The organism is Streptococcus sp. oral taxon 431, assembly GCF_001553685.1.
GTDB lineage: Bacteria > Bacillota > Bacilli > Lactobacillales > Streptococcaceae > Streptococcus.
In genome coordinates this window covers 1,066,239-1,090,235 of record NZ_CP014264.1, presented here as the reverse complement: position 1 = coordinate 1,090,235, position 23,997 = coordinate 1,066,239, and the positions used below count along the sequence as shown (strand labels likewise).

Here is a 23,997-nt window from a genome sequence, read left to right as displayed (position 1 = left end):
TGTGCTTGCTGATTGACTCGCACTTGTACTTGCTGACTCAGAAGCTGACGTTGATGCTGACTCAGAGGCGCTTGTGCTTGCAGATTCAGATGCTGATGTGCTGGCTGATTCTGAAGCTGATGTTGATGCAGACTCTGACGCACTTGTTGACGCTGACTCAGAAGCTGATGTGCTTGCTGATTCTGATGCAGACGTTGAGGCTGACTCAGATGCACTTGTTGATGCTGATTCAGATGCGCTTGTGCTTGCTGATTCTGACGCACTTGTTGATGCTGACTCAGAGGCTGACGTTGATGCAGACTCAGATGCTGATGTGCTTGCTGACTCTGATGCACTTGTTGATGCTGACTCTGACGCGCTTGTTGATGCTGATTCTGAAGCCGATGTGCTTGCTGACTCTGATGCAGACGTTGAGGCTGATTCAGAAGCTAATGTTGATGCAGACTCTGATGCGCTTGTGCTTGCTGATTCTGACGCACTGGTTGACGCTGATTCAGAAGCGCTTGTGCTTGCTGACTCTGACGCACTGGTTGACGCTGACTCAGAAGCTGATGTACTTGCTGATTCAGAAGCCGATGTGCTTGCTGATTCTGATGCACTTGTACTTGCTGACTCTGATGCGCTTGTGCTTGCTGATTCTGACGCACTTGTTGATGCTGACTCTGATGCGCTTGTTGATGCTGATTCTGAGGCACTTGTGCTTGCTGATTCAGAGGCGCTTGTGCTTGCTGATTCAGAAGCGCTGGTTGACGCTGACTCTGATGCGCTTGTGCTTGCTGATTCTGACGCACTTGTTGATGCTGACTCAGAAGCTGACGTTGAGGCTGATTCAGAAGCGCTGGTTGACGCTGACTCTGACGCACTTGTGCTTGCTGATTCTGACGCACTTGTGCTTGCTGATTCTGACGCACTTGTTGATGCAGACTCAGAAGCTGACGTTGAGGCTGATTCAGATGCTGATGTTGACGCTGACTCTGACGCACTTGTTGATGCCGATTCAGAAGCTGATGTTGATGCTGACTCTGATGCGCTTGTTGATGCTGATTCTGAGGCACTTGTGCTTGCTGATTCAGAGGCGCTTGTGCTTGCTGATTCAGAAGCGCTGGTTGACGCTGACTCTGATGCGCTTGTGCTTGCTGATTCTGACGCACTTGTTGATGCTGACTCAGAAGCTGACGTTGAGGCTGATTCAGAAGCGCTGGTTGACGCTGACTCTGACGCACTTGTGCTTGCTGATTCTGACGCACTTGTGCTTGCTGATTCTGACGCACTTGTTGATGCAGACTCAGAAGCTGACGTTGAGGCTGATTCAGATGCTGATGTTGACGCTGACTCTGACGCACTTGTTGATGCCGATTCAGAAGCTGATGTTGATGCTGACTCTGATGCGCTTGTGCTTGCTGATTGACTCGCACTTGTACTTGCTGACTCAGAAGCTGACGTTGATGCTGACTCAGAGGCGCTTGTGCTTGCAGATTCAGATGCTGATGTGCTGGCTGATTCTGAAGCTGATGTTGATGCAGACTCTGACGCACTTGTTGACGCTGACTCAGAAGCTGATGTGCTGGCTGATTCTGATGCAGACGTTGAGGCTGACTCAGATGCACTTGTTGATGCTGATTCTGATGCGCTTGTGCTTGCTGATTCTGACGCACTTGTTGATGCTGACTCAGAGGCTGACGTTGATGCAGACTCAGACGCGCTTGTTGATGCTGATTCTGAAGCCGATGTGCTTGCTGACTCTGATGCAGACGTTGATGCTGATTCTGATGCGCTTGTGCTTGCTGACTCTGATGCACTTGTTGACGCTGACTCAGAAGCTGATGTGCTTGCTGATTCAGAAGCTAATGTTGATGCAGACTCTGATGCGCTTGTGCTTGCTGATTCTGACGCACTGGTTGACGCTGATTCAGAAGCGCTTGTGCTTGCTGACTCTGACGCACTGGTTGACGCTGACTCAGAAGCTGATGTACTTGCTGATTCAGAAGCCGATGTGCTTGCTGATTCTGATGCACTTGTACTTGCTGACTCTGATGCGCTTGTGCTTGCTGATTCTGACGCACTTGTTGATGCTGACTCTGATGCGCTTGTTGATGCTGATTCTGAGGCACTTGTGCTTGCTGATTCAGAGGCGCTTGTGCTTGCTGATTCAGAAGCGCTGGTTGACGCTGACTCTGATGCGCTTGTGCTTGCTGATTCTGACGCACTTGTTGATGCTGACTCAGAAGCTGACGTTGAGGCTGATTCAGAAGCGCTGGTTGACGCTGACTCTGACGCACTTGTGCTTGCTGATTCTGACGCACTTGTGCTTGCTGATTCTGACGCACTTGTTGATGCAGACTCAGAAGCTGACGTTGAGGCTGATTCAGATGCTGATGTTGACGCTGACTCTGACGCACTTGTTGATGCCGATTCAGAAGCTGATGTTGATGCTGACTCTGATGCGCTTGTGCTTGCTGATTGACTCGCACTTGTACTTGCTGACTCAGAAGCTGACGTTGATGCTGACTCAGAGGCGCTTGTGCTTGCAGATTCAGATGCTGATGTGCTGGCTGATTCTGAAGCTGATGTTGATGCAGACTCTGACGCACTTGTTGACGCTGACTCAGAAGCTGATGTGCTGGCTGATTCTGATGCAGACGTTGAGGCTGACTCAGATGCACTTGTTGATGCTGATTCTGATGCGCTTGTGCTTGCTGATTCTGACGCACTTGTTGATGCAGACTCAGAAGCTGACGTTGAGGCTGATTCAGATGCTGATGTTGACGCTGACTCTGACGCACTTGTTGATGCCGATTCAGAAGCTGATGTTGATGCTGACTCTGATGCGCTTGTGCTTGCTGATTGACTCGCACTTGTACTTGCTGACTCAGAAGCTGACGTTGAGGCTGACTCAGATGCACTTGTTGATGCTGATTCTGATGCGCTTGTGCTTGCTGATTCTGACGCACTTGTTGATGCTGACTCAGAGGCTGACGTTGATGCAGACTCAGACGCGCTTGTTGATGCTGATTCTGAAGCCGATGTGCTTGCTGACTCTGATGCAGACGTTGATGCTGATTCTGATGCGCTTGTGCTTGCTGACTCTGATGCACTTGTTGACGCTGACTCAGAAGCTGATGTGCTTGCTGATTCAGAAGCTAATGTTGATGCTGACTCTGATGCGCTTGTGCTTGCTGATTCTGACGCACTTGTTGATGCTGATTCAGAAGCGCTTTTGCTTGCTGACTCTGACGCACTTGTTGACGCTGACTCAGAGGCTGACGTTGATGCAGACTCAGACGCGCTTGTTGATGCTGATTCTGAAGCCGATGTGCTTGCTGACTCTGATGCAGACGTTGATGCTGATTCTGATGCGCTTGTGCTTGCTGACTCTGATGCACTTGTTGACGCTGACTCAGAAGCTGATGTGCTTGCTGATTCAGAAGCTAATGTTGATGCTGACTCTGATGCGCTTGTGCTTGCTGATTCTGACGCACTTGTTGATGCTGATTCAGAAGCGCTTTTGCTTGCTGACTCTGACGCACTTGTTGACGCTGACTCAGAAGCTGATGTACTTGCTGATTCAGAGGCGCTTGTTGATGCTGATTCAGAAGCCGATGTGCTTGCAGACTCTGACACACTTGTTGACGCTGATTCAGAAGCCGATGTGCTTGCTGACTCTGATGCACTTGTTGACGCTGACTCAGAAGCCGATGTGCTTGCTGATTCTGACGCACTTGTTGACGCTGATTCAGAAGCCGATGTGCTTGCTGACTCTGACGCACTTGTTGACGCTGATTCAGAAGCCGATGTGCTTGCTGATTCTGATGCGCTTGTTGATGCTGACTCTGACGCACTTGTTGATGCTGATTCAGAAGCCGATGTGCTTGCTGACTCTGATGCGCTTGTTGACGCTGATTCAGAAGCCGATGTGCTTGCTGACTCTGACGCACTTGTTGATGCTGATTCAGAAGCCGATGTGCTTGCTGACTCTGATGCACTTGTGCTTGCTGACTCAGAGGCTGATGTGCTTGCTGATTCTGATGCGCTTGTGCTTGCTGATTCAGAGGCGCTTGTTGATGCTGATTCAGAAGCTGATGTTGATGCAGACTCTGACGCACTTGTTGATGCTGATTCAGAAGCCGATGTGCTTGCTGACTCTGACGCACTGGTTGATGCTGACTCAGAAGCTGATGTGCTTGCTGACTCTGACGCACTTGTTGACGCTGATTCAGAAGCCGATGTGCTTGCTGATTCTGATGCACTTGTTGATGCTGACTCTGACGCACTTGTTGATGCTGACTCAGAGGCTGATGTGCTTGCTGATTCAGAGGCGCTTGTTGATGCTGATTCAGAAGCCGATGTTGATGCAGACTCTGACGCGCTTGTTGACGCTGATTCAGAAGCCGATGTGCTTGCTGATTCAGAGGCGCTTGTTGATGCTGATTCAGAAGCTGATGTTGATGCAGACTCTGACGCACTTGTTGATGCTGATTCAGAAGCCGATGTGCTTGCTGACTCTGACGCACTTGTTGACGCTGATTCAGAAGCCGATGTGCTTGCTGATTCTGATGCGCTTGTGCTTGCTGACTCAGATGCACTTGTTGATGCTGACTCAGAAGCTGATGTGCTTGCTGATTCTGATGCGCTTGTTGATGCAGACTCTGACGCACTTGTTGATGCTGATTCAGAAGCCGATGTGCTTGCTGACTCTGATGCAGACGTTGATGCTGATTCTGATGCGCTTGTGCTTGCTGATTCAGAGGCGCTTGTTGATGCTGATTCAGAAGCTGATGTTGATGCAGACTCTGACGCACTGGTTGATGCTGATTCAGAAGCCGATGTGCTTGCTGACTCTGACGCACTTGTGCTTGCTGACTCTGACGCACTTGTTGACGCTGATTCAGAAGCCGATGTGCTTGCTGATTCTGATGCGCTTGTGCTTGCTGACTCAGATGCACTTGTTGATGCTGACTCAGAAGCTGATGTGCTTGCTGATTCTGATGCGCTTGTTGATGCAGACTCTGACGCACTTGTTGATGCTGATTCAGAAGCCGATGTGCTTGCTGACTCTGATGCAGACGTTGATGCTGATTCTGATGCGCTTGTGCTTGCTGATTCAGAGGCGCTTGTTGATGCTGATTCAGAAGCTGATGTTGATGCAGACTCTGACGCACTGGTTGATGCTGATTCAGAAGCCGATGTGCTTGCTGACTCTGACGCACTTGTGCTTGCTGACTCTGACGCACTTGTTGACGCTGATTCAGAAGCCGATGTGCTTGCAGACTCTGACGCACTTGTTGATGCTGACTCAGAGGCTGATGTGCTTGCTGATTCTGACGCACTTGTTGATGCTGATTCAGAAGCCGATGTGCTTGCTGATTCTGACGCACTTGTGCTTGCTGATTCTGACGCACTTGTTGACGCTGATTCAGAAGCCGATGTGCTTGCTGATTCTGATGCGCTTGTTGATGCTGACTCAGATGCACTTGTTGATGCAGACTCTGACGCACTTGTTGACGCTGATTCAGAAGCCGATGTGCTTGCTGATTCTGATGCACTTGTACTTGCTGACTCAGATGCACTTGTTGATGCTGACTCAGAAGCTGATGTGCTTGCTGATTCTGATGCGCTTGTTGATGCAGACTCTGACGCACTTGTTGATGCTGATTCAGAAGCCGATGTGCTTGCTGATTCAGAGGCGCTTGTTGATGCTGATTCAGAAGCTGATGTTGATGCAGACTCTGACGCACTGGTTGATGCTGATTCAGAAGCCGATGTGCTTGCTGACTCTGACGCACTTGTGCTTGCTGACTCTGACGCACTTGTTGACGCTGATTCAGAAGCCGATGTGCTTGCTGATTCTGATGCGCTTGTGCTTGCTGACTCAGATGCACTTGTTGATGCTGACTCTGACGCACTTGTTGATGCTGATTCAGAAGCTGATGTTGATGCAGACTCTGACGCACTTGTGCTTGCTGATTCAGAAGCCGATGTGCTTGCTGACTCTGACGCACTTGTTGATGCTGATTCAGAAGCCGATGTGCTTGCTGACTCTGATGCACTTGTTGATGCTGATTCAGAAGCCGATGTGCTTGCTGATTCTGATGCGCTTGTACTTGCTGACTCTGAAGCACTGGTTGATGCTGATTCAGAAGCCGATGTGCTTGCTGATTCTGAGGCACTTGTACTTGCTGACTCTGAAGCACTTGTTGATGCTGATTCAGAAGCCGATGTACTTGCTGATTCAGAGGCGCTTGTTGATGCTGACTCTGACGCACTTGTTGATGCTGATTCAGAAGCTGATGTTGATGCTGACTCTGACGCACTTGTTGATGCTGACTCTGAGGCTGATGTGCTTGCTGATTCTGAAGCTGATGTGCTTGCTGATTCTGATGCACTTGTGCTTGCTGACTCTGACGCACTTGTTGATGCTGATTCAGAAGCCGATGTGCTTGCTGACTCTGAAGCACTTGTTGATGCTGATTCAGAAGCCGATGTGCTTGCTGACTCTGACGCACTTGTTGACGCTGATTCAGAAGCCGATGTGCTTGCTGATTCAGAGGCGCTTGTTGATGCTGACTCAGAGGCTGACGTTGATGCAGATTCTGACGCACTTGTACTTGCTGACTCTGAAGCACTTGTTGATGCTGATTCAGAAGCCGATGTGCTTGCTGACTCTGACGCACTTGTTGATGCAGACTCAGAAGCTGATGTGCTTGCTGACTCTGACGCACTTGTTGACGCTGATTCAGAAGCCGATGTGCTTGCTGATTCAGAAGCTGATGTTGATGCGCTTGTGCTTGCTGACTCTGATGCACTTGTTGATGCTGACTCAGAGGCTGACGTTGATGCAGACTCTGATGCGCTTGTTGACGCTGATTCTGACGCACTTGTTGATGCTGATTCAGAAGCTGATGTGCTTGCTGACTCTGAAGCACTGGTTGATGCTGACTCAGAGGCGCTTGTTGATGCTGATTCAGAAGCCGATGTTGATGCAGACTCTGACGCACTTGTTGATGCTGACTCAGAGGCTGATGTGCTTGCTGATTCTGAGGCACTTGTTGATGCTGACTCAGAAGCTGATGTTGATGCTGATTCAGAAGCCGATGTGCTTGCTGATTCTGAGGCGCTTGTTGATGCTGATTCAGAAGCTGATGTTGATGCAGACTCAGATGCAGACGTTGATGCTGATTCAGAAGCCGATGTGCTTGCTGACTCTGACGCACTTGTTGATGCTGATTCAGAAGCTGATGTGCTTGCTGATTCTGACGCACTTGTTGATGCTGATTCAGAAGCCGATGTGCTTGCTGACTCTGACGCACTTGTTGACGCTGATTCAGAAGCCGATGTGCTTGCTGATTCAGAGGCTGACATTGATGCAGATTCTGACGCACTTGTGCTTGCTGACTCTGAAGCACTTGTTGACGCTGATTCAGAAGCCGATGTGCTTGCTGATTCAGAAGCTGATGTTGATGCTGACTCAGATGCGCTTGTGCTTGCTGATTCAGATGCGCTTGTTGATGCTGACTCTGACGCACTTGTTGATGCCGACTCAGAGGCTGATGTGCTTGCTGATTGGCTTGCACTTGTTGATGCTGATTCAGAAGCCGATGTGCTTGCTGATTCAGAAGCCGATGTGCTTGCTGATTCTGACGCACTTGTTGATGCTGACTCAGAAGCTGATGTTGATGCTGATTCAGAAGCCGATGTGCTTGCTGATTCTGATGCGCTTGTTGATGCTGATTCAGAAGCTGATGTTGATGCTGACTCAGATGCAGACGTTGATGCTGATTCTGAGGCACTTGTGCTTGCTGACTCTGACGCACTTGTTGACGCTGACTCAGAAGCTGATGTTGATGCTGATTCAGAAGCCGATGTTGATGCAGACTCTGACGCACTTGTTGATGCTGACTCAGAGGCTGATGTGCTTGCTGATTCTGAGGCACTTGTTGATGCTGATTCAGAAGCCGATGTGCTTGCTGACTCTGACGCACTTGTTGATGCTGATTCAGAAGCTGATGTTGATGCAGACTCTGATGCGCTTGTGCTTGCTGATTCTGACGCACTTGTTGATGCTGATTCAGAAGCCGATGTGCTTGCTGACTCTGAAGCACTTGTTGATGCTGATTCAGAAGCCGATGTGCTTGCTGATTCTGAGGCACTTGTGCTTGCTGACTCTGAAGCACTTGTTGATGCTGATTCAGAAGCCGATGTACTTGCTGATTCAGAGGCGCTTGTTGATGCTGACTCTGAAGCTGATGTTGATGCAGACTCTGACGCACTTGTGCTTGCTGATTGGCTTGCACTGGTTGACGCTGACTCAGAAGCTGATGTGCTTGCTGATTCTGAGGCACTTGTGCTTGCTGACTGGCTCGCACTTGTTGATGCTGATTCAGAAGCCGATGTGCTTGCTGATTCAGAAGCTGATGTTGATGCTGACTCTGATGCGCTTGTTGATGCTGATTCAGAAGCCGATGTGCTTGCTGATTCTGACGCACTTGTTGATGCTGACTCAGAAGCTGATGTTGATGCTGATTCAGAAGCCGATGTGCTTGCTGATTCTGATGCGCTTGTTGATGCTGATTCAGAGGCGCTTGTTGATGCTGATTCAGAAGCTGATGTGCTTGCTGATTCTGATGCGCTTGTTGATGCTGATTCAGAAGCCGATGTGCTTGCTGACTCTGATGCACTTGTTGACGCTGACTCAGAAGCTGATGTTGATGCAGACTCTGACGCACTTGTTGACGCTGACTCAGAAGCTGATGTACTTGCTGATTCAGAGGCGCTTGTTGATGCTGATTCAGAAGCTGATGTACTTGCTGATTCAGAGGCGCTTGTTGATGCTGATTCAGAAGCTGATGTGCTTGCTGATTCTGATGCACTTGTTGACGCTGACTCTGACGCACTTGTTGATGCTGATTCTGAAGCCGATGTGCTTGCTGATTCTGACGCACTTGTTGACGCTGACTCTGAAGCTGATGTACTTGCTGATTCAGAAGCTGATGTTGATGCTGACTCTGACGCACTTGTTGATGCTGATTCAGAAGCCGATGTGCTTGCTGACTCTGACGCACTTGTTGATGCTGACTCAGAAGCTGATATGCTTGCTGACTCTGACGCACTTGTTGACGCTGATTCAGAAGCCGATATGCTTGCTGATTCTGAAGCACTTGTTGATGCAGACTCAGAGGCTGATGTGCTTGCTGATTCTGACGCACTTGTTGATGCTGATTCAGAAGCCGATGTGCTTGCTGATTGGCTTGCACTTGTACTTGCTGACTCAGAAGCGCTTGTGCTTGCTGATTCAGAGGCGCTTGTTGATGCTGATTCAGAAGCCGATGTGCTTGCTGACTCTGACGCACTTGTTGATGCTGATTCTGAAGCCGATGTGCTTGCTGATTGACTAGCACTTGTTGATGCTGATTCAGAAGCTGATGTTGATGCTGACTCAGAGGCTGATGTGCTTGCTGATTCTGATGCGCTTGTGCTTGCTGATTGACTAGCACTTGTTGATGCTGATTCAGAAGCCGATGTGCTTGCTGACTCTGACGCACTTGTTGATGCTGATTCTGAAGCCGATGTGCTTGCTGATTGGCTTGCACTTGTACTTGCTGACTCAGAAGCGCTTGTGCTTGCTGATTGGCTCGCACTTGTTGACGCTGACTCTGATGCCGATGTGCTTGCTGATTGACTAGCACTTGTTGATGCTGATTCAGAAGCCGATGTGCTTGCTGATTGGCTCGCACTGGTTGACGCTGATTCTGACGCGCTTGTGCTTGCTGATTGGCTCGCACTGGTTGACGCTGACTCTGAGGCCGATGTGCTTGCTGATTGACTAGCACTTGTACTTGCCGACTCTGACGCACTTGTTGATGCTGATTCTGATGCCGATGTGCTTGCTGACTGGCTTGCACTGGTTGACGCTGATTCTGACGCGCTTGTGCTTGCTGATTCAGAAGCTGATGTGCTTGCTGACTTAGACGCACTTGTTGACGCTGACTTAGATGCACTTGTCGAGGCTGAAGCTGAGGCGCTCGTTGACGCTGACTTAGATGCGCTGGTCGATGCTGAAGCTGAGGCGCTCGTTGACGCTGACTTAGACGCACTTGTCGAGGCTGAAGCTGAGGCACTTGTTGATGCTGACTTAGATGCACTTGTCGAGGCTGAAGCTGAGGCACTCGTTGAGGCTGACTTAGATGCACTTGTCGAGGCTGAAGCTGAGGCACTCGTTGAGGCTGACTTAGATGCACTTGTTGACGCTGACTTAGATGCACTTGTCGAGGCTGACTTAGACGCACTTGTCGAGGCTGACTTAGATGCACTTGTCGAGGCTGACTTAGACGCACTTGTTGACGCTGACTTAGATGCACTTGTCGAGGCTGACTTAGATGCACTTGTCGAGGCTGAAGCTGAGGCACTCGTTGAGGCTGACTTAGATGCACTTGTCGAGGCTGAAGCTGAGGCACTCGTTGAGGCTGACTTAGATGCACTTGTCGAGGCTGACTTAGACGCACTTGTTGACGCTGACTTAGATGCACTTGTCGAGGCTGACTTAGACGCACTTGTCGAGGCTGACTTAGATGCACTTGTCGAGGCTGACTTAGACGCACTTGTTGACGCTGACTTAGATGCACTTGTCGAGGCTGACTTAGACGCACTTGTCGAGGCTGACTTAGATGCACTTGTCGAGGCTGAAGCTGAGGCACTCGTTGAAGCTGACTTAGATGCACTTGTCGAGGCTGACTTAGACGCACTTGTTGACGCTGACTTAGATGCACTTGTCGAGGCTGAAGCTGAGGCACTCGTTGAAGCTGACTTAGATGCGCTGGTCGATGCTGAGGCTGAGGCACTCGTTGACGCTGACTTAGATGCGCTAGTCGACGCTGAAGCTGAGGCACTTGTTGAGGCTGACACCGAAGCGCTTTGACTAGCACTTACTGAGAGTGACTTGGATTGTGAAAGCGACTGACTGGTTGTACTAGATTCAGATTCAACTACTTTTACTCCACTATTGAAAAAGTTCGTTCCAGATACATTAGTTCTACCAGCGTAAGGGGTAAAGGTAAAAGATGTATCCGTTCCAGTAATCGGTACAGTCCAAGTTGATGTTAAACCATACCCCTGCTTAGCCTGATACCCATTCATTTGGTACCCATCTGACCATGTATAATTCCCAGTTCCAATAGTAAAGGTAGGGGTAGTATTTGACTGAGGATTAGCAACTTGCTTACCGCTAGAATCCGTAATGTAGTTTGTTACACTTGAAGGTGTTCCTAATCCCTTCCCTAGCGTAAACATAGTTTGATAAGCTTTTCCTGTATTATAGATAGAATATCCATAAGACAAGGATGAAGGCTTTTCTACAGTCGACGTTTTAGGATTATCATAAGTAATTGTATAAACAAAGGTCAGTTTTGATCCATTATTTGATACTGTCAATTTATAGTAAATTGGGATATTATTTGAATCTTTACCGGCACCTATATAAACTTTTGTCTGACCTTTAGCAATGTTTAAACTGGCACTAATTGCAGGAGCACCATTTACAGTCGTATTGCCAGAAAAACCAGCAGCATTCATAGAAGCTATCAACTGATCAATGGAATCTCCTAAACGCTTGCGTTGCTCAGGATAGGATTGGAGACTGGCATTTGTACTAAGCAAATCAGTACTTGCAGTGATCTCCTTCTGAACATTAGCAATAGCTTGTTCAATAACTGCTTTTTGATCAGCATTAGTAACTGACGCTGCATAATCACTTGCTAGTTTTTTTAGAATTTCTGCTTCAGACAGATTTTGGTCTAAAATTTCTTTTTCAGAATCAAGTTTAGACTGATTTTGGGGATCTATTGATCTAGTATCATCGCTTTGAGAATTAGCTTGACCATTAAGGTTATTCAGCTGATCTGAATTCGCGTTCAAAACAACATTAGCGATAGCATTGCGAGCCGAAGTTGCCTTTTGCACGACTGCTGTCAAATCAGCTGTCGGATCTGCAAGTGCTTTTTCAATCTCTACTACAGCAGCATTCACCTTAGTGATAGCTGAATCGGTATTTGGCAAACCAGCAGCTTTTGCAAGATACTCACCCATCTCAGCTGAAAGTTTAGCAAGTTTCTTACGATCTTCTTCGACCTTCTTAGCAGTTGCTTCTGTAGCGGCAGTTGTGGCTACAAGATCTGTTGCAGAAGACGAGAAGTTGGTAGTTGAATCTGAAACTTTCTCTACTTTAGAGATTAGGGTATTAAGGGTTACCTTGCCCTCTAAAGTTGTCGATGCCGTTTCTGATGATTCACCTACTTTATCAGTTAGCGAGCTTGTTTCTTTGCCAGCTTCGGTTACAGTTTCTTTCGTAGCTGTTTGTGATCCTGCTACAGTTGATGAAGCAGAGATACTTGTTGACGCTGACTTAGATGCACTTGTCGATGCCGAAGCCGAAGCGCTCGTTGAGGCTGACTCAGATGCAGAGGTACTTGCCGACTCTGAAGCTGATGTGCTTACTGATACAGATGCACTTGTTGAGGCTGACTCAGACGCACTTGTGCTTGCTGATACAGATGCAGATTCACTCGCTGATACTGATTCACTCTCACTTAATGACTGAGAAGTTGTATCTGAAGTTGGTGTTTCTTGATCATCTTGACCAACTGTTCCCAAGGTAGCTTGGTCCGCATTAGCGAGAACTTCCTTACCTTCAACTACTTTTTCAACAGCAGTCTGTTCATTGGCATAGACATGAGATTGAGTCGCAATCCCTCCACCTATGACGGTTCCCGCAGCAGCTATCCCCTTGAGGATATCAAGCCCAGTTAGGGATGTTGAAACACGATCTTCAACGACTTCTGTTGTAACTTGAGCTGTATCAATACCACCACGAAGAACCTTGAACAAACCAAAAAGAGAGGTAGATGCTCGAAGCCAGTGTTTCCCTGACTTGATCAATTTATACCTCGTTACTCGGTCTGTTTCTCTATATCGTCCTTCCTGACGTCTAAAAAACATATTATTTTCTCCTTAAGTTCGGATTTTGGAAAAATAGTATTTTACCCTATCTTTTATCATACCATTTTTTACAAAGTAATAAAAGTAAAACGATTTGATATTTTATAGTAATTCACTTAAATAAATATTAAAAAAGCATCAAAATTTTGATGCTTTCTTTTTAAACTCCAAGTTGAATATCAGGGTAATTTTTTGAGATAAGACTCCAAAGTTCTTCAAGCTCTTCTTGAACTGTTTTTGTTGATTTCAAAACCATATCTTGTTTTTTCTTGCCATTCTTACGGATATAACAAAATTGATAAATTTTTTTCGAAAACAATGATTTATTAATCTTCGTTTCTACAAGATAAAGATGGTCTACATCTCTTAGATCTAAAGCTTGCGTTCCTTTATAGTAGGTGATGAGGTGGTTTTTATAGAGAATTACTTTTAAATTTTCATCATAAAAGTCTGCTAAACCAGCCATATTTTCAACGTTTCCTTGCAATTCTGGATAGGCTTGATAAATTTCTTCCAGAGAAGCAATCGTTTTTTTCCGGATAAGAAAGGCACTTACTACTAAAAATACTCCTGTTCCCCCAAAGAAAATCACCCCAATGATAAATATCCAGCCATCATTGGCATGTTCAGTCGTACTTAAATAAAGATTGCTATTCATATTTTGATAAACAACTGATGATGGTTCAAGGATAGACTTTAAAAAGCCTGATAAATCGACAATACGATTATTTCTTGACTTATTCTTTTTGGTAGCAAGTGGTTGTAGTTGAGTTCCAATTATGGTTGCTGGATAATCGTAAAGAGTTCCAGCCTCTGCTTGCTCCATGATACTCTTAATTGTGGCATCATTCTCGCTAGCTTCGATTACTGCATATTTTCCATCTCCGTCCTTACTATATTGGACAAGATAAAGTACACTTCCGCCTTCAACTTCCCCTACCACCTCTGGATAGATATCATAAACCGGCATCCGTACTTCAACTCCTGAATAATTATCACTGGCAAATTCTTTTGTGGGGTTTTTATGCTTATTCCCCAAAAATCCCATCAATCCTGCCAAAGCCAAAAAAATCAGCGCAATGACTAGGGCAGAAATAAATCCTTTATTTCTTTTTTCCTTAAACATAAGTGCCTCCTTTAGTTTGATAATTAAATTATATCAAAATTGATCAGTTTTTAAAATACATTTTTTATACTCAATGAAAATCAAAGAGCAAACTAGGAAACTAGCCGCAGGCTGTACTTGAGTACGGCAAGGCGACGTTGACGCGGTTTGAATTTGATTTTTGAAGAGTATTAGATTGCTAATTCCCTATCTAAAAAAGAGTTTGAGAAAATCCCAAACTCTACTATTTTTTGATTTTATTTTCTAGCTATCTTTTCATCTTCTTCTAGTTGCTTAACTAATTGATCAACACTATCAAATTTTACCATATCACGGATACGGTCCAACCAGGAAACGATGACAGTTTCCCCATAGATATCGTCAGAAAAATCAAAGATATGAACTTCAAAACGCTCTTCTTCGCCATCAAAGGTTTCATTTTTACCTAGACTCGCCATACCACGATAGACTTTTCTTTGAATTTCAACGTCAACAGCATAAACACCATCAGCTGGCATATATGTCCGATCCAAGTTGACTAGATTAGCTGTTGGGAAGCCAATAGTTCGACCTCGAGCATTTCCGTGAACCACTACACCTCTCGTTGGTAAAGGGAATCCCAAAAGTTTGCCTGCTTCTTTTACATCTCCTTCTAGAATGGCTTGGCGAATGCGCGTTGAACTAATTTTCCCCTTTTTGTCCTCAACTGGTGGAACAACAACCACTTCACCATGGAAGAGTTCTTTTAAATCCTCAGCTGTTTTTCTATCTGAACCAAGAGTATAGTCAAAACCAACTACAATCGTATCTGCCTTTGCTTCCTTGACGTAGGTATCAATGAATTCTTTTGCAGTCATATTTGCTACTCGACTAGTGAAATCCATCAAATACAAGCTCTCAACTCCAGCTCGCTTCAATCGACGTTCACGTTCACTAGCATTCAGAATATGCAATAAGTGTTCAGGTGAATATTGATTCAGAGTTAGTTTTGGTGATTCGTTAAAAGTTACTAGAGCTACTCCCTGGCGCTTTTCAGCAGCAATGTTAGAAGCTATATCAAATAATTTTTGATGTCCAAGGTGAACTCCATCAAAATAACCAAGTACAAGGACGTTTGGTCCTGGTGTTGCAATATCTTTTTCTGTTTTAATAGGTACTGTAATAATCATAGTATTTATTATACCAGAAAAATGGCGCTTTCAAAACAATTTAGACTGAATTCGGTACATAAAACTTAGAGCAAACTTTCTCTGACTTCTTTTCGCAACATTTCTAGACTTTCGATCCCGTACTTATCCATGACTTTTGGTAGATTTTCGATAATATCTGGACAAGCATAGGGATTCGTAAAGTTGGCTGTTCCGACACCGATTGCTGAGGCACCAGCCAGATACATTTCTAAGGCCGCTTCAGCTGAATCCACTCCTCCCATCCCAATGATTGGAAGCTTAGTTGTTTGAGCTACTTGACGTATTAGTTTTAGGGCTACAGGAAATACTGCTGGGCCAGACATACCTCCTGTCCCATTTGCGATAATCGGCTTTCTGGTTTTAAGGTCAAAACGCATCCCAACAAGGGTATTGATCATTGTGAGACCACTAGCTCCAGCATCTTCTACTGCTTTTGCAATCGTCACGATATCCGTCACACTAGGGGTTAATTTGACGTAAACGGGCACATCTGATGCTTCTACGGCAGCCTTCACCACATCATAGGCCAACTCAGGATCTTGTCCAATTAAAAGACCATGATTACCGTGATCAACGTTAGGACAAGAGATATTGAGCTCAATAGCTTTCACGTTAGTTGCCTTGGAAATACCATGAGAAACAGCTGCGTACTCTTGTTTTGAAAATCCAGCGACATTGGCGATGATAGGGAGATTTGGATATTCTCTTTGAAGCCAAGGTAACTTTTCAGACAGAACGACATCTAAACCAGGATTTTGTAGACCAATAGCATTAAGCATACCTGCAGGGGTTTCTGCTACTCGAGGAGTAGGATTACCAAAACGCGGCTCAAGTGTAGTTGCCTTAATCATGATAGAGCCTAAAATGTCTAAATCATAGTATTTGGCATATTCTTGACCAAAGCCAAAACAACCTGATGCAGGAATGATAGGATTCTTTAATTCTAAGCCTGGTAGAGAAACTTGTAATCGATTTGCAGTCATGACACTCTCCTTATAAAACTACTGTGCCTGTTTTAAATACAGGGCCATCTTCACACACACGTTGACTAACCGTTTCACTATCTGGTACTTTCAATACGCAAGCGTAGCAAGCCCCCATACCACAGGCCATGCGGGATTCTAGTGATAGATAAGCTCTTGGATGGGCGTAAAAAGTTTGATTGATATATTTCATCATACCAGGTGCTCCGCATGAGTAGATTGCATCAAATTCTGTGTCAAATTCATTAATCACTACTGATACATTTCCTTGGGTTCTATAAGAACCATCATCAGTCGTTACAAAGACTTTGCTGTATTTGGATAATTCATCTTCCAAAATAACTGCATCTTTAGTAGCAAATCCTAAAACAGTTGTTATTTCAACACCACGCTCATGCAGTTGTTTAGCTACTTCGAGTAAGGGCGGCACCCCGATTCCACCACCAACAAGAAGAACTTTGCTATGGTTGTCTAGCTTAGATAGATCAAAGCCATTTCCTTGAGGTCCCATAACATCTAAGCTATCACCTGTTTTTAAGGTTGAAAAAATTGCCGTACCAGAACCTTCGATACGATAAATAAGATGGCATTGTTTATTAGCCTTATCTATAGACGAGATTGAAATCGGACGCCGCAAGAGATGAGCATCATCAGGAACTCGTAAATGAAGAAATTGGCCTGCTTTCATAGCTTCAACCATTTCTCCTTGAAGTACAAGCTCAAAGATTGCTGGCGCGATTTCCTCCTGAGATACTACTCTCATAACTTCCAAGCGAATTACACCCATGCGTTTTTTACAATTTGGATTCATAACTTTTCCTCCTTAAATTTTAAGGGGATCAGATAAAGAAAAACCTTGCATTGCAAGGTTTCAGTTAAGATATTCACACAAAAGTAGCAAATAAGCACTTGCTTACTTGTTTCAATCGTAGTTTCTTTTCTCTGACACCTTGTAAGTCTCTCTGGACTTCCCTTAAAGGTTAAATTTTCACTAGTATACTGTATCAAACGTGAAAAGTCAAGTAAAAATAGGTAAGGTATCAGTTCATAAAAGTTGCTTACTTTTGTGAAGAAAGAATCTGCTCTAATTTTTGATAATCTTTAACACTATCGATTTCATAGATAGAGTTTTCTTCCAACTCTTCTACGTAAACATCTAGTTCTTTGATATTATCTTTAACCATATTGTCCCAATAGAGGTCAACAAACTCGCCACTTGCATAGGCTTCATCGATAAAACCAACAATCTTTTCAGCTGTTGGAGCATCCCAGAATGATACACCACTCAAGATGCGTCCATTTTTGCTATCGACAATAATATCTTGAACTTTGTAGTCATCACCGTAAACTAGGAACCATTCGTTGGTACAATCTTCACGATAAACACTGAAATAAGTCGAACGAGTCAAATCATTGCGGAACATATTCTTGAAAAGATAATTATCCGCATCAATAACATAGCTGTTAGCCAACTCTTCTTTCACCAAGTAAAGTGAGTAAAAGTTATTGTAATCAGCATACTTATCGTTGAATACCAACCGAACTCCGTACTTTTCTTTAAGATAGTCGAATTGTTCTTTTAAATAACCTACAACGATGATAATGTCATCAATTCCGCGTTCTTTTAAAAATTCAATTTGATATTCAACCAATGGCTTTTGATTGACTTTAACCAATGCTTTGGGAGTGTTTTCTGTCATGGGTCTCAAACGAGTTCCCAATCCGGCTGCTAAGATAATCGCTTTCACGCGTTTTCTCCTTTATTCTTTAATAATAATATAAACACCAGCCATTACGATAAGTGAAGTAATGATGGTCAGTAAATTAAGGGGCGAGCCCAAGAAAATTGCTGCAAACAAAACAGTCCATACTACATAACTCACATTTAGACCTGTTGCTTTTGCTGGCTGCAATCGATTAATAGCAATATAGTAGGCTAGATAAGAAATCATATTACATGCTGCAAAGACAATCAGAAGTCCCAACAATTGTCCATTTGCCACTTCTGCAAATGAATGATGCGAGAAGAGAACAATAACAAGATAGGACAGGAAGGAAGTTACTTGTCGAATCAAGAGGGCTTCGAGTTCACTGAGATCACTTTCCATAGCAAATGAGCTTAGAACACTTTCGCTTCCCCAAGCAAGAGCACAAATCAAGGCACACAGAATTCCGATATAGAAGGAATTAACTTGTTCAACCTTGTAAGTCTGAGCAATAATCCCTGCAATGATTAATAAAATTCCAAATACTGTATTCTTAGAAACCTTGTGCTTTAAAATAAAGAAGGCCAGAAGGACAGAAACTGCAGGATAAATTGCTGAAACCGAAGAAGCTAAAGAGCTACCAATATACTTAACCGCATAGAGATTGGCCTGCATACCAATCGGCCCAGCTAATAATGCTCCAATAATGACACTAACATTTCGAATGTTCAAGAAGATTGAAAAACGTACTTTTCCTTCTTTAACTAAAAGATATCCTAGCAAGATAAAAATACTAAGAAAGTCGTGTGCTGCTGCTACTACAAAAGGTGACAGCTCTGTAAAGATTGAAAAAATATAAGCACTAATAGTTAATCCTAATCCCCAGAATACACCTGATAGTAGACCAAAGGAAACTCCATTTTTATTTTTCATCTGAACCTCCATAATATGTCAAACCTTTAACAGCTCTATTATAACGAGAAATTCCATAATCTCCAAAATCTGCACCATTTTCTTCTTTGTAAATAGTCCAAAGGCTCCAAATAATGTCTTGTAAAATCTTATAAATACGAATTTTTTCCCTAGAAACTGGTGTCTGTTCACTCTCGTAATAAGCTAGAAATTCTTCCTCTTCTTCCGGTGTAAATTCAGACTCTAGAAAGAGAGCTGCCAAGTCCCACATAGGGTCATTCATGGAAGAATATTCCCAATCGATGAGGTAGAGATGTCCATCTGGCGCTTCAATAAAGTTTTCTGGAACCAAATCAATATGACAAGATTTCTTCTCAATTCCAATTTCTTCAAGTTGGTCTTTTAGAGAAATTACCGATTTTCTGACAGCTTCATAGTTTGGATAGGAAATCTCTCCTTGAATCAAGGATTCATATTTTTTGATTTCCTCAAATGGAGCAAACTCTCCTTTTAATTCTTTACCAGACGCATGAATCGTTTGTAGAATTGGCGCAATCTTTTCAAATTTGGTTTTAATGATAGTTGAATCAAGCGTTTCAGCATTTTCAATGTACTGATTAACCTTAATTCCTGCTTCAATATCGAAAAGATAATTTTCTACATCTAATTTTAAATCTTTCAACAATTCAAGATTGTACTTTTCATTCTGGCGGTCGATTAATTTATCCGTACCTTTACCGAAAAACTTAACGATGTACTGGTTTGAGGATGTTTTAACCAAATAGTTTTGATTAGTCATTCCACCCAACTGTTCAACGCTCTGAATTTCTTCATCACCAGCTAATAAAGAAACAATCTTTTCTTTAACGATTTCCTTCACAATAATCCTCCATTAGACTTTCCACTTAAATACTGTCTTGAAGGCAGTATTAAGGTCTGTTGCAAAAACACGATGAATGTCCTTGATTTCTCTCACTGGTTCTTCCAGATAAATGATATTTTTCAGACGATTTGCAAATTTTTTAACTTCCATCATCTGTATTGCATTTTCAAAGTCAACTCTTCCAGAACGAGAAGAGCCAACTAATAGTAGACCTTTTTCCAAGGAATCACGAGTATTGATATTAACCTTATACTCGCTAACGCCCATCATGAGAATGGTTCCCTGTGGTTTGATGTAACGAATCAAGTCATTAATAGCAGGCCCGCATCCATCACCACCACAGCATTCGAAACCGTGGTCAAAACTAAGATCTTCTGGGATGCTATCCGTAATATAGAGCTCTTTAGCAAAAGAGAAGAGTTCCAATTTCTCCCAGTGGCGCCCAATGACGATAATCTCTGCTTCAGGCAAGGTATAGTTGATAATATTAGCCATGACAAAAGCTAGACTACCATCCCCAATCACTGCAATACGCTGACGTCTACTGTGAGAAACTGTCAAGAAACGATTCATGGCGTGCATGCCAACACTGACAAATTCAGTAATGGCAGCTACTGTATCTTCGATGTCCTCATAAGATACCACACGATCCTTAGGTAGAGAAACGAATTCTCGCATAAACCCATCATAACCACTCGATAGGAAATAAGTTCCAGTCATGTAGTTTTCATAAAATTCCTCGTCACTCTGCATAGGTGGTTGATTTGGAATCATGACAACCTTCTGACCCACTTGATAAGTACCAGTTGGATCAGAAATGACCGTTCCACAAGACTCGTGGATCATAGCCATTGGAAGTTTCTTTGATAAGATTTTTGGATCGCGTTTACCTTGGTAGTAGCGTTGATCCGCATGACAAACTGCCATATAGTTTGGTCGAATAAGGATTTGATTCTCTTGATCAATCTCTTCTTCTTGATATTTGATATTGATAAACTTTGGCTTTGTCAGTTGATAAATTTGATTAATCATGTCTTTAGTCTTTCTCAATCATGCTTTTAGCAATCTTCAAGTCTGTAACTGTTGTAATTTTAAGGTTAGAGTATTCACCCTTAGCCAAGGCTACATCTTTTCCCTTAATGACAAAGATTTTACATGCATCTGTCAAAATTTCTTTTTCTTCTGCTGATAAAGAACCATAGAGATCTATAAAGTCCTTGCAACGGAAGGTTTGTGGAGTTTGTCCTTGATAGAGATGGGCACGGTTTGGAATATCTGTGATGAATTGTCCGTTTGTACTCTCTACAATGGTATCGACTGCTTCAACCACGGTATCGACAGCATCATGATTTTTAGCCAGTTCAATGTTGTCTTGAATCATTCGAAGTGTGATAAAAGGACGAACAGAGTCATGAGTGACCACGATATCATCTTCTGCGATTGGACGGTAAGCATCAATGGCTTCGATGATCTTTTCAATACTAGAATTTCGATCTGCACCACCTTTGGTGATAATGATACGATCTTTATGGAGTGGAAGGAATTTTTCAACTAAATCTTCTGCGTGTGTCACCCAGTCCCCGTGAACTCCAACTACAATTCGCTCAATACTTGGTTCCAAAACAAATTTCTCAATAGTGTGAATTAAGATTGGGCGATCTCCCAACTCAAGAAATTGTTTAGGCAAATTACTGATCCCCATGCGTGTGCCAGTGCCACCCGCTAAAATTCCAGCGTAGATCATTTTTATACTCCTTTAGTTCATTCTAAAAAAAACTTATTGTTAACTATTATATCACAATCTGGCTCTATCTTGAAAGAAATACAAAGACTTTATGCCTAGAAAACGCTCTTTTTAAACCTTAATCTGAACATTATTTCTTCCTAGTGAACTTTCTTTTATAAAATACAAATGATTTTCTCATTTCTCCTATCAAGATCTAATCAATTCTATTAATATAGAGTTCTTCAGAATAGTATAGAAACCTTAAAGAAACCTTAAAGAAACCTTAAAGTTTAAAGTTGGTTCTAAGATAATACTTAGATTTAAATTAGACTTTTCTAGTTAAAATTGTTAAAATAGTAGGGAAAATAATAGAAAAGGAAGCTATATACCACCATGATGAATATGCAAAACATGATGCGTCAAGCTCAAAAACTTCAAAAACAAATGGAGCAAAGTCAAGCTGAACTTGCTGCTACAGAATTTGTTGGAACTTCTGCCCAAAACCTTGTAACTGCTACACTAACAGGAGACAAGAAAATTGTTAGGATTGACTTCAATCCAGCAGTTGTTGACCCAGAAGATATTGAAACTCTATCAGATATGACAGTTCAAGCAGTCAATGCTGCTCTTGAGCAAATTGATGAAGCAACTAAAAAGAAACTAGGGGCTTTTGCTGGTAAATTACCATTCTAATAGTATAAAAAGAGGCTGATGTTCAATTCAGCCTCTTTTGTCTTACCTAGAAAGTAAATATTTCTGTTGCTTTCTTGAGAAGCAAGTCCGTATATTCAGGATCTTCCTGAGCGGTCTCAAGCTCTTCTTTAATTTTTTCCAAATCATCTGTTATCATACCATCAACTCCCAAACGTAGGGACTTATCAAAGGATTCCGAACCATTGATTGTCCATACATAGAGTTTTTGTTTTGTATTCCAAAGCTTGGTTACAAAATATTCATCTAAGGTAGAATATTCCATGGTATAACCTGTAGCATTTGTTCTTGGAAAAACGGAATTATAGGGCAGTATGAAATAGACTGGAATCTCTTTATCATACTGGGTAACTTTTTCAATAACATGATAATCCAAAGATTGCATCTGATGCCCATAGATTTTAATTTTTGCTCCATATTGATCTAGAAAATGATCCATCATCTGAGCACTATCTTTTCGACTTGTTTTTATTTCGATCAGCAATTTCTGATGAAGGTCATTGGCACGATTTATATAATCATCAAAGCTAGATATTTTAGTCTGATAACCATTTTCATAAATATCTAATTGCTTCAACTCATCTAAAGTTAAGTCTTGTGGTGTTACATTTAATCCCGCTAAACTTTTTAGGTTCGCATCATGCATCATGACAAACTGACCATCCTTTGTTTCTTGCACATCCATCTCAACTAAATCTGGTTTTAACTGAGCTGTTTTTTCTAAGGATTCAACTGTATTTTGGACACCATTCCCATTAGAAACTCCTCTGTGAGAGATGACAAGTGGAGGATTGACTACGGGTGCTTCGAGATAAATATAGCCTTCAATCGCAAAGAAGATACTTGCGCACCCCATTACACCCCATCTCATAATATGGTCCTTTTTCCGTCTTGGCATAATATCCAACTCCTCACCAGTTAAAAAGGAGGTAAACTTAACCAAGAAGTAGGTTAAAGACATATAGTGGATATTTTTAATCAAAATATAGTTTGAAATAGCTAGAATCAATGATTCTCGGTGTGTGAGACCATCTGCTAAAGACTGGATCATCAATAGAGGAATTAAAGGTAAATAAAAGAAAAGATTTGTTTTGACAACAATGAGAAAGAGATGCCAAGCGTAAAACCAAAAATGATTTCTGGTTTTTTCTAAACTGTAAACCACTGCTTCCTTAACCGTCATTTTGTCATAAAAGATTTTTGGCAAAACAAAAATCAACTTAACAGAAACGTATAGGAAGAGGATTGATAAGATGATAAAACCAATCCACCACATCCAGTATTTGTCTTCCATGTAGGTCTGAATAAACTCAGGTATCACTATTTTATTAAAATAATAAATTTTAAAAATCTTCCTGATAAACGGAAAAATCATAGCAATATAAACGAAGATAAACAAGGCCTTGGAAAGAGTCAGACGTTTCATAAAGGCTATACTTTCACGAAAGACCTTGCGACTATACTCAATCAAGGTTCGTTTCTCGTGATAGAGAAGGTGTCGAGCCCCAATAAAGAGGAGACTTAGTTGAAAATAGGCTACTAAAAGGTTAATGGCTATTAAGATTAAAAACCCAAGGCTGACTAAAGGCGCATGTTTTAAAATTTCAAAAACATTGTTATAGGAAATAAATAAATAGCCCGTCTGACTGAGTAAAAAACCTGCTATCAATGAGTTCAGTGGCAACCAAATATAGTCTACCAGCATGAAGATTAGAAAAAATAGAAAGAGGATTTTATCAAGATTGAGGTAAATCTTTTTAAAACCCAATTTTTTAGGTTTTTCAGGTTTCATAA

General features: G+C 42.9%; 18 protein-coding genes and 1 pseudogene. 8 read left to right on the top strand and 11 right to left on the bottom strand.

Annotated elements, in window-relative coordinates; translation table 11 throughout:
- Nucleotides 1–73 precede the first annotated feature (73 nt).
- From AXE83_RS11765 to AXE83_RS11735, 7 genes are all read left to right on the top strand, one after another.
- Nucleotides 74–1,408: a hypothetical protein gene (locus AXE83_RS11765; RefSeq protein ID WP_269465294.1), complete on the top strand. Its 1,335-nt coding sequence runs from the start codon at nucleotides 74–76 to the stop codon at nucleotides 1,406–1,408.
- 57 nt (nucleotides 1,409–1,465) lie between these two features.
- Complete coding sequence (locus AXE83_RS11760) at nucleotides 1,466–2,464, top strand: hypothetical protein (RefSeq protein WP_269465293.1); 999 nt, start codon at nucleotides 1,466–1,468, stop codon at nucleotides 2,462–2,464.
- Between the two features lie 57 nt (nucleotides 2,465–2,521).
- Complete coding sequence (locus tag AXE83_RS11755; protein ID WP_269465292.1) at nucleotides 2,522–2,848, top strand: hypothetical protein; 327 nt, start codon at nucleotides 2,522–2,524, stop codon at nucleotides 2,846–2,848.
- A gap of 81 nt (nucleotides 2,849–2,929) precedes the next feature.
- Nucleotides 2,930–9,388 (top strand): hypothetical protein, encoded by a 6,459-nt coding sequence (locus tag AXE83_RS11750; protein ID WP_443031035.1) that lies wholly within the window; start codon nucleotides 2,930–2,932, stop codon nucleotides 9,386–9,388.
- 129 nt (nucleotides 9,389–9,517) lie between these two features.
- The gene (locus AXE83_RS11745) at nucleotides 9,518–9,676 is read left to right on the top strand and encodes a hypothetical protein (RefSeq protein WP_443031034.1); all 159 of its coding nucleotides are present in this window, start codon (nucleotides 9,518–9,520) and stop codon (nucleotides 9,674–9,676) included.
- A 201-nt stretch (nucleotides 9,677–9,877) separates the two neighbouring features.
- Complete coding sequence (locus AXE83_RS11740) at nucleotides 9,878–10,912, top strand: hypothetical protein (protein WP_060955669.1); 1,035 nt, start codon at nucleotides 9,878–9,880, stop codon at nucleotides 10,910–10,912.
- Nucleotides 10,913–11,926: 1,014 nt separating this feature from the next.
- A complete protein-coding gene (locus AXE83_RS11735; protein ID WP_060955668.1) occupies nucleotides 11,927–12,589 on the top strand; it encodes a hypothetical protein in 663 nt (220 codons plus the stop codon).
- Between the two features lie 206 nt (nucleotides 12,590–12,795).
- Here AXE83_RS11735 and AXE83_RS11730 read toward each other — a convergent pair.
- From AXE83_RS11730 to AXE83_RS05060, 10 genes and pseudogenes are all read right to left on the bottom strand, one after another.
- A pseudogene (locus AXE83_RS11730) lies at nucleotides 12,796–12,987 on the bottom strand (accessory Sec-dependent serine-rich glycoprotein adhesin); the annotation flags it as partial.
- A 160-nt stretch (nucleotides 12,988–13,147) separates the two neighbouring features.
- Nucleotides 13,148–14,113: a hypothetical protein gene (locus AXE83_RS05100; RefSeq protein WP_060955667.1), complete on the bottom strand. Its 966-nt coding sequence runs from the start codon at nucleotides 14,111–14,113 to the stop codon at nucleotides 13,148–13,150.
- Nucleotides 14,114–14,349: 236 nt separating this feature from the next.
- Complete coding sequence (locus tag AXE83_RS05095) at nucleotides 14,350–15,261, bottom strand: bifunctional riboflavin kinase/FAD synthetase (protein WP_060955666.1); 912 nt, start codon at nucleotides 15,259–15,261, stop codon at nucleotides 14,350–14,352.
- A gap of 65 nt (nucleotides 15,262–15,326) precedes the next feature.
- The gene (locus AXE83_RS05090; protein ID WP_045763474.1) at nucleotides 15,327–16,265 is read right to left on the bottom strand and encodes a dihydroorotate dehydrogenase; all 939 of its coding nucleotides are present in this window, start codon (nucleotides 16,263–16,265) and stop codon (nucleotides 15,327–15,329) included.
- 10 nt (nucleotides 16,266–16,275) lie between these two features.
- Nucleotides 16,276–17,076, bottom strand: coding sequence for a dihydroorotate dehydrogenase electron transfer subunit (locus tag AXE83_RS05085; RefSeq protein WP_060955665.1), 801 nt, complete (start codon nucleotides 17,074–17,076; stop codon nucleotides 16,276–16,278).
- 247 nt (nucleotides 17,077–17,323) lie between these two features.
- Complete coding sequence (locus tag AXE83_RS05080; RefSeq protein ID WP_049549506.1) at nucleotides 17,324–18,013, bottom strand: CTP--phosphocholine cytidylyltransferase; 690 nt, start codon at nucleotides 18,011–18,013, stop codon at nucleotides 17,324–17,326.
- A gap of 12 nt (nucleotides 18,014–18,025) precedes the next feature.
- Nucleotides 18,026–18,904: a DMT family transporter gene (locus tag AXE83_RS05075; protein ID WP_060955664.1), complete on the bottom strand. Its 879-nt coding sequence runs from the start codon at nucleotides 18,902–18,904 to the stop codon at nucleotides 18,026–18,028.
- Nucleotides 18,894–19,763, bottom strand: coding sequence for a phosphotransferase family protein (locus tag AXE83_RS05070; RefSeq protein WP_049504988.1), 870 nt, complete (start codon nucleotides 19,761–19,763; stop codon nucleotides 18,894–18,896). The genes AXE83_RS05075 and AXE83_RS05070 overlap by 11 nt, the downstream gene beginning before the upstream one ends.
- Before the next feature lie 12 nt (nucleotides 19,764–19,775).
- Nucleotides 19,776–20,798: a ribitol-5-phosphate dehydrogenase gene (locus AXE83_RS05065; protein WP_060955663.1), complete on the bottom strand. Its 1,023-nt coding sequence runs from the start codon at nucleotides 20,796–20,798 to the stop codon at nucleotides 19,776–19,778.
- A 4-nt stretch (nucleotides 20,799–20,802) separates the two neighbouring features.
- Nucleotides 20,803–21,510 (bottom strand): IspD/TarI family cytidylyltransferase, encoded by a 708-nt coding sequence (locus AXE83_RS05060; RefSeq protein WP_049504984.1) that lies wholly within the window; start codon nucleotides 21,508–21,510, stop codon nucleotides 20,803–20,805.
- Between the two features lie 375 nt (nucleotides 21,511–21,885).
- On the opposite strand from AXE83_RS05060, the gene AXE83_RS05055 reads away from it, so the two are divergent.
- Nucleotides 21,886–22,185, top strand: a complete 300-nt coding sequence (locus tag AXE83_RS05055; protein ID WP_049504982.1) for a YbaB/EbfC family nucleoid-associated protein — start codon at nucleotides 21,886–21,888, stop codon at nucleotides 22,183–22,185.
- A 46-nt stretch (nucleotides 22,186–22,231) separates the two neighbouring features.
- On the opposite strand, the gene AXE83_RS05050 is transcribed toward AXE83_RS05055, so the two are convergent.
- On the bottom strand, nucleotides 22,232–23,995 hold the full coding sequence (locus AXE83_RS05050; protein WP_060955662.1) for a glycerophosphoryl diester phosphodiesterase membrane domain-containing protein: 1,764 nt from the start codon (nucleotides 23,993–23,995) through the stop codon (nucleotides 22,232–22,234).
- Nucleotides 23,996–23,997 lie beyond the last annotated feature (2 nt).

Excerpts from the sequence above, each read along its gene's own strand:
- AXE83_RS05055 (WP_049504982.1), top strand. The coding sequence starts at position 21,886 with ATGATGAATATGCAAAACATGATGCGTCAAGCTCAAAAACTTCAAAAA.
- AXE83_RS05095 (WP_060955666.1), bottom strand. The coding sequence starts at position 15,261 with ATGATTATTACAGTACCTATTAAAACAGAAAAAGATATTGCAACACCA.
- AXE83_RS05085 (WP_060955665.1), bottom strand. The coding sequence starts at position 17,076 with ATGAATCCAAATTGTAAAAAACGCATGGGTGTAATTCGCTTGGAAGTT.
- AXE83_RS05065 (WP_060955663.1), bottom strand. The coding sequence starts at position 20,798 with ATGATTAATCAAATTTATCAACTGACAAAGCCAAAGTTTATCAATATC.
- AXE83_RS05060 (WP_049504984.1), bottom strand. The coding sequence starts at position 21,510 with ATGATCTACGCTGGAATTTTAGCGGGTGGCACTGGCACACGCATGGGG.
- AXE83_RS05090 (WP_045763474.1), bottom strand. The coding sequence starts at position 16,265 with ATGACTGCAAATCGATTACAAGTTTCTCTACCAGGCTTAGAATTAAAG.
- AXE83_RS05050 (WP_060955662.1), bottom strand. The coding sequence starts at position 23,995 with ATGAAACCTGAAAAACCTAAAAAATTGGGTTTTAAAAAGATTTACCTC.
- AXE83_RS05100 (WP_060955667.1), bottom strand. The coding sequence starts at position 14,113 with ATGTTTAAGGAAAAAAGAAATAAAGGATTTATTTCTGCCCTAGTCATT.
- AXE83_RS05075 (WP_060955664.1), bottom strand. The coding sequence starts at position 18,904 with ATGAAAAATAAAAATGGAGTTTCCTTTGGTCTACTATCAGGTGTATTC.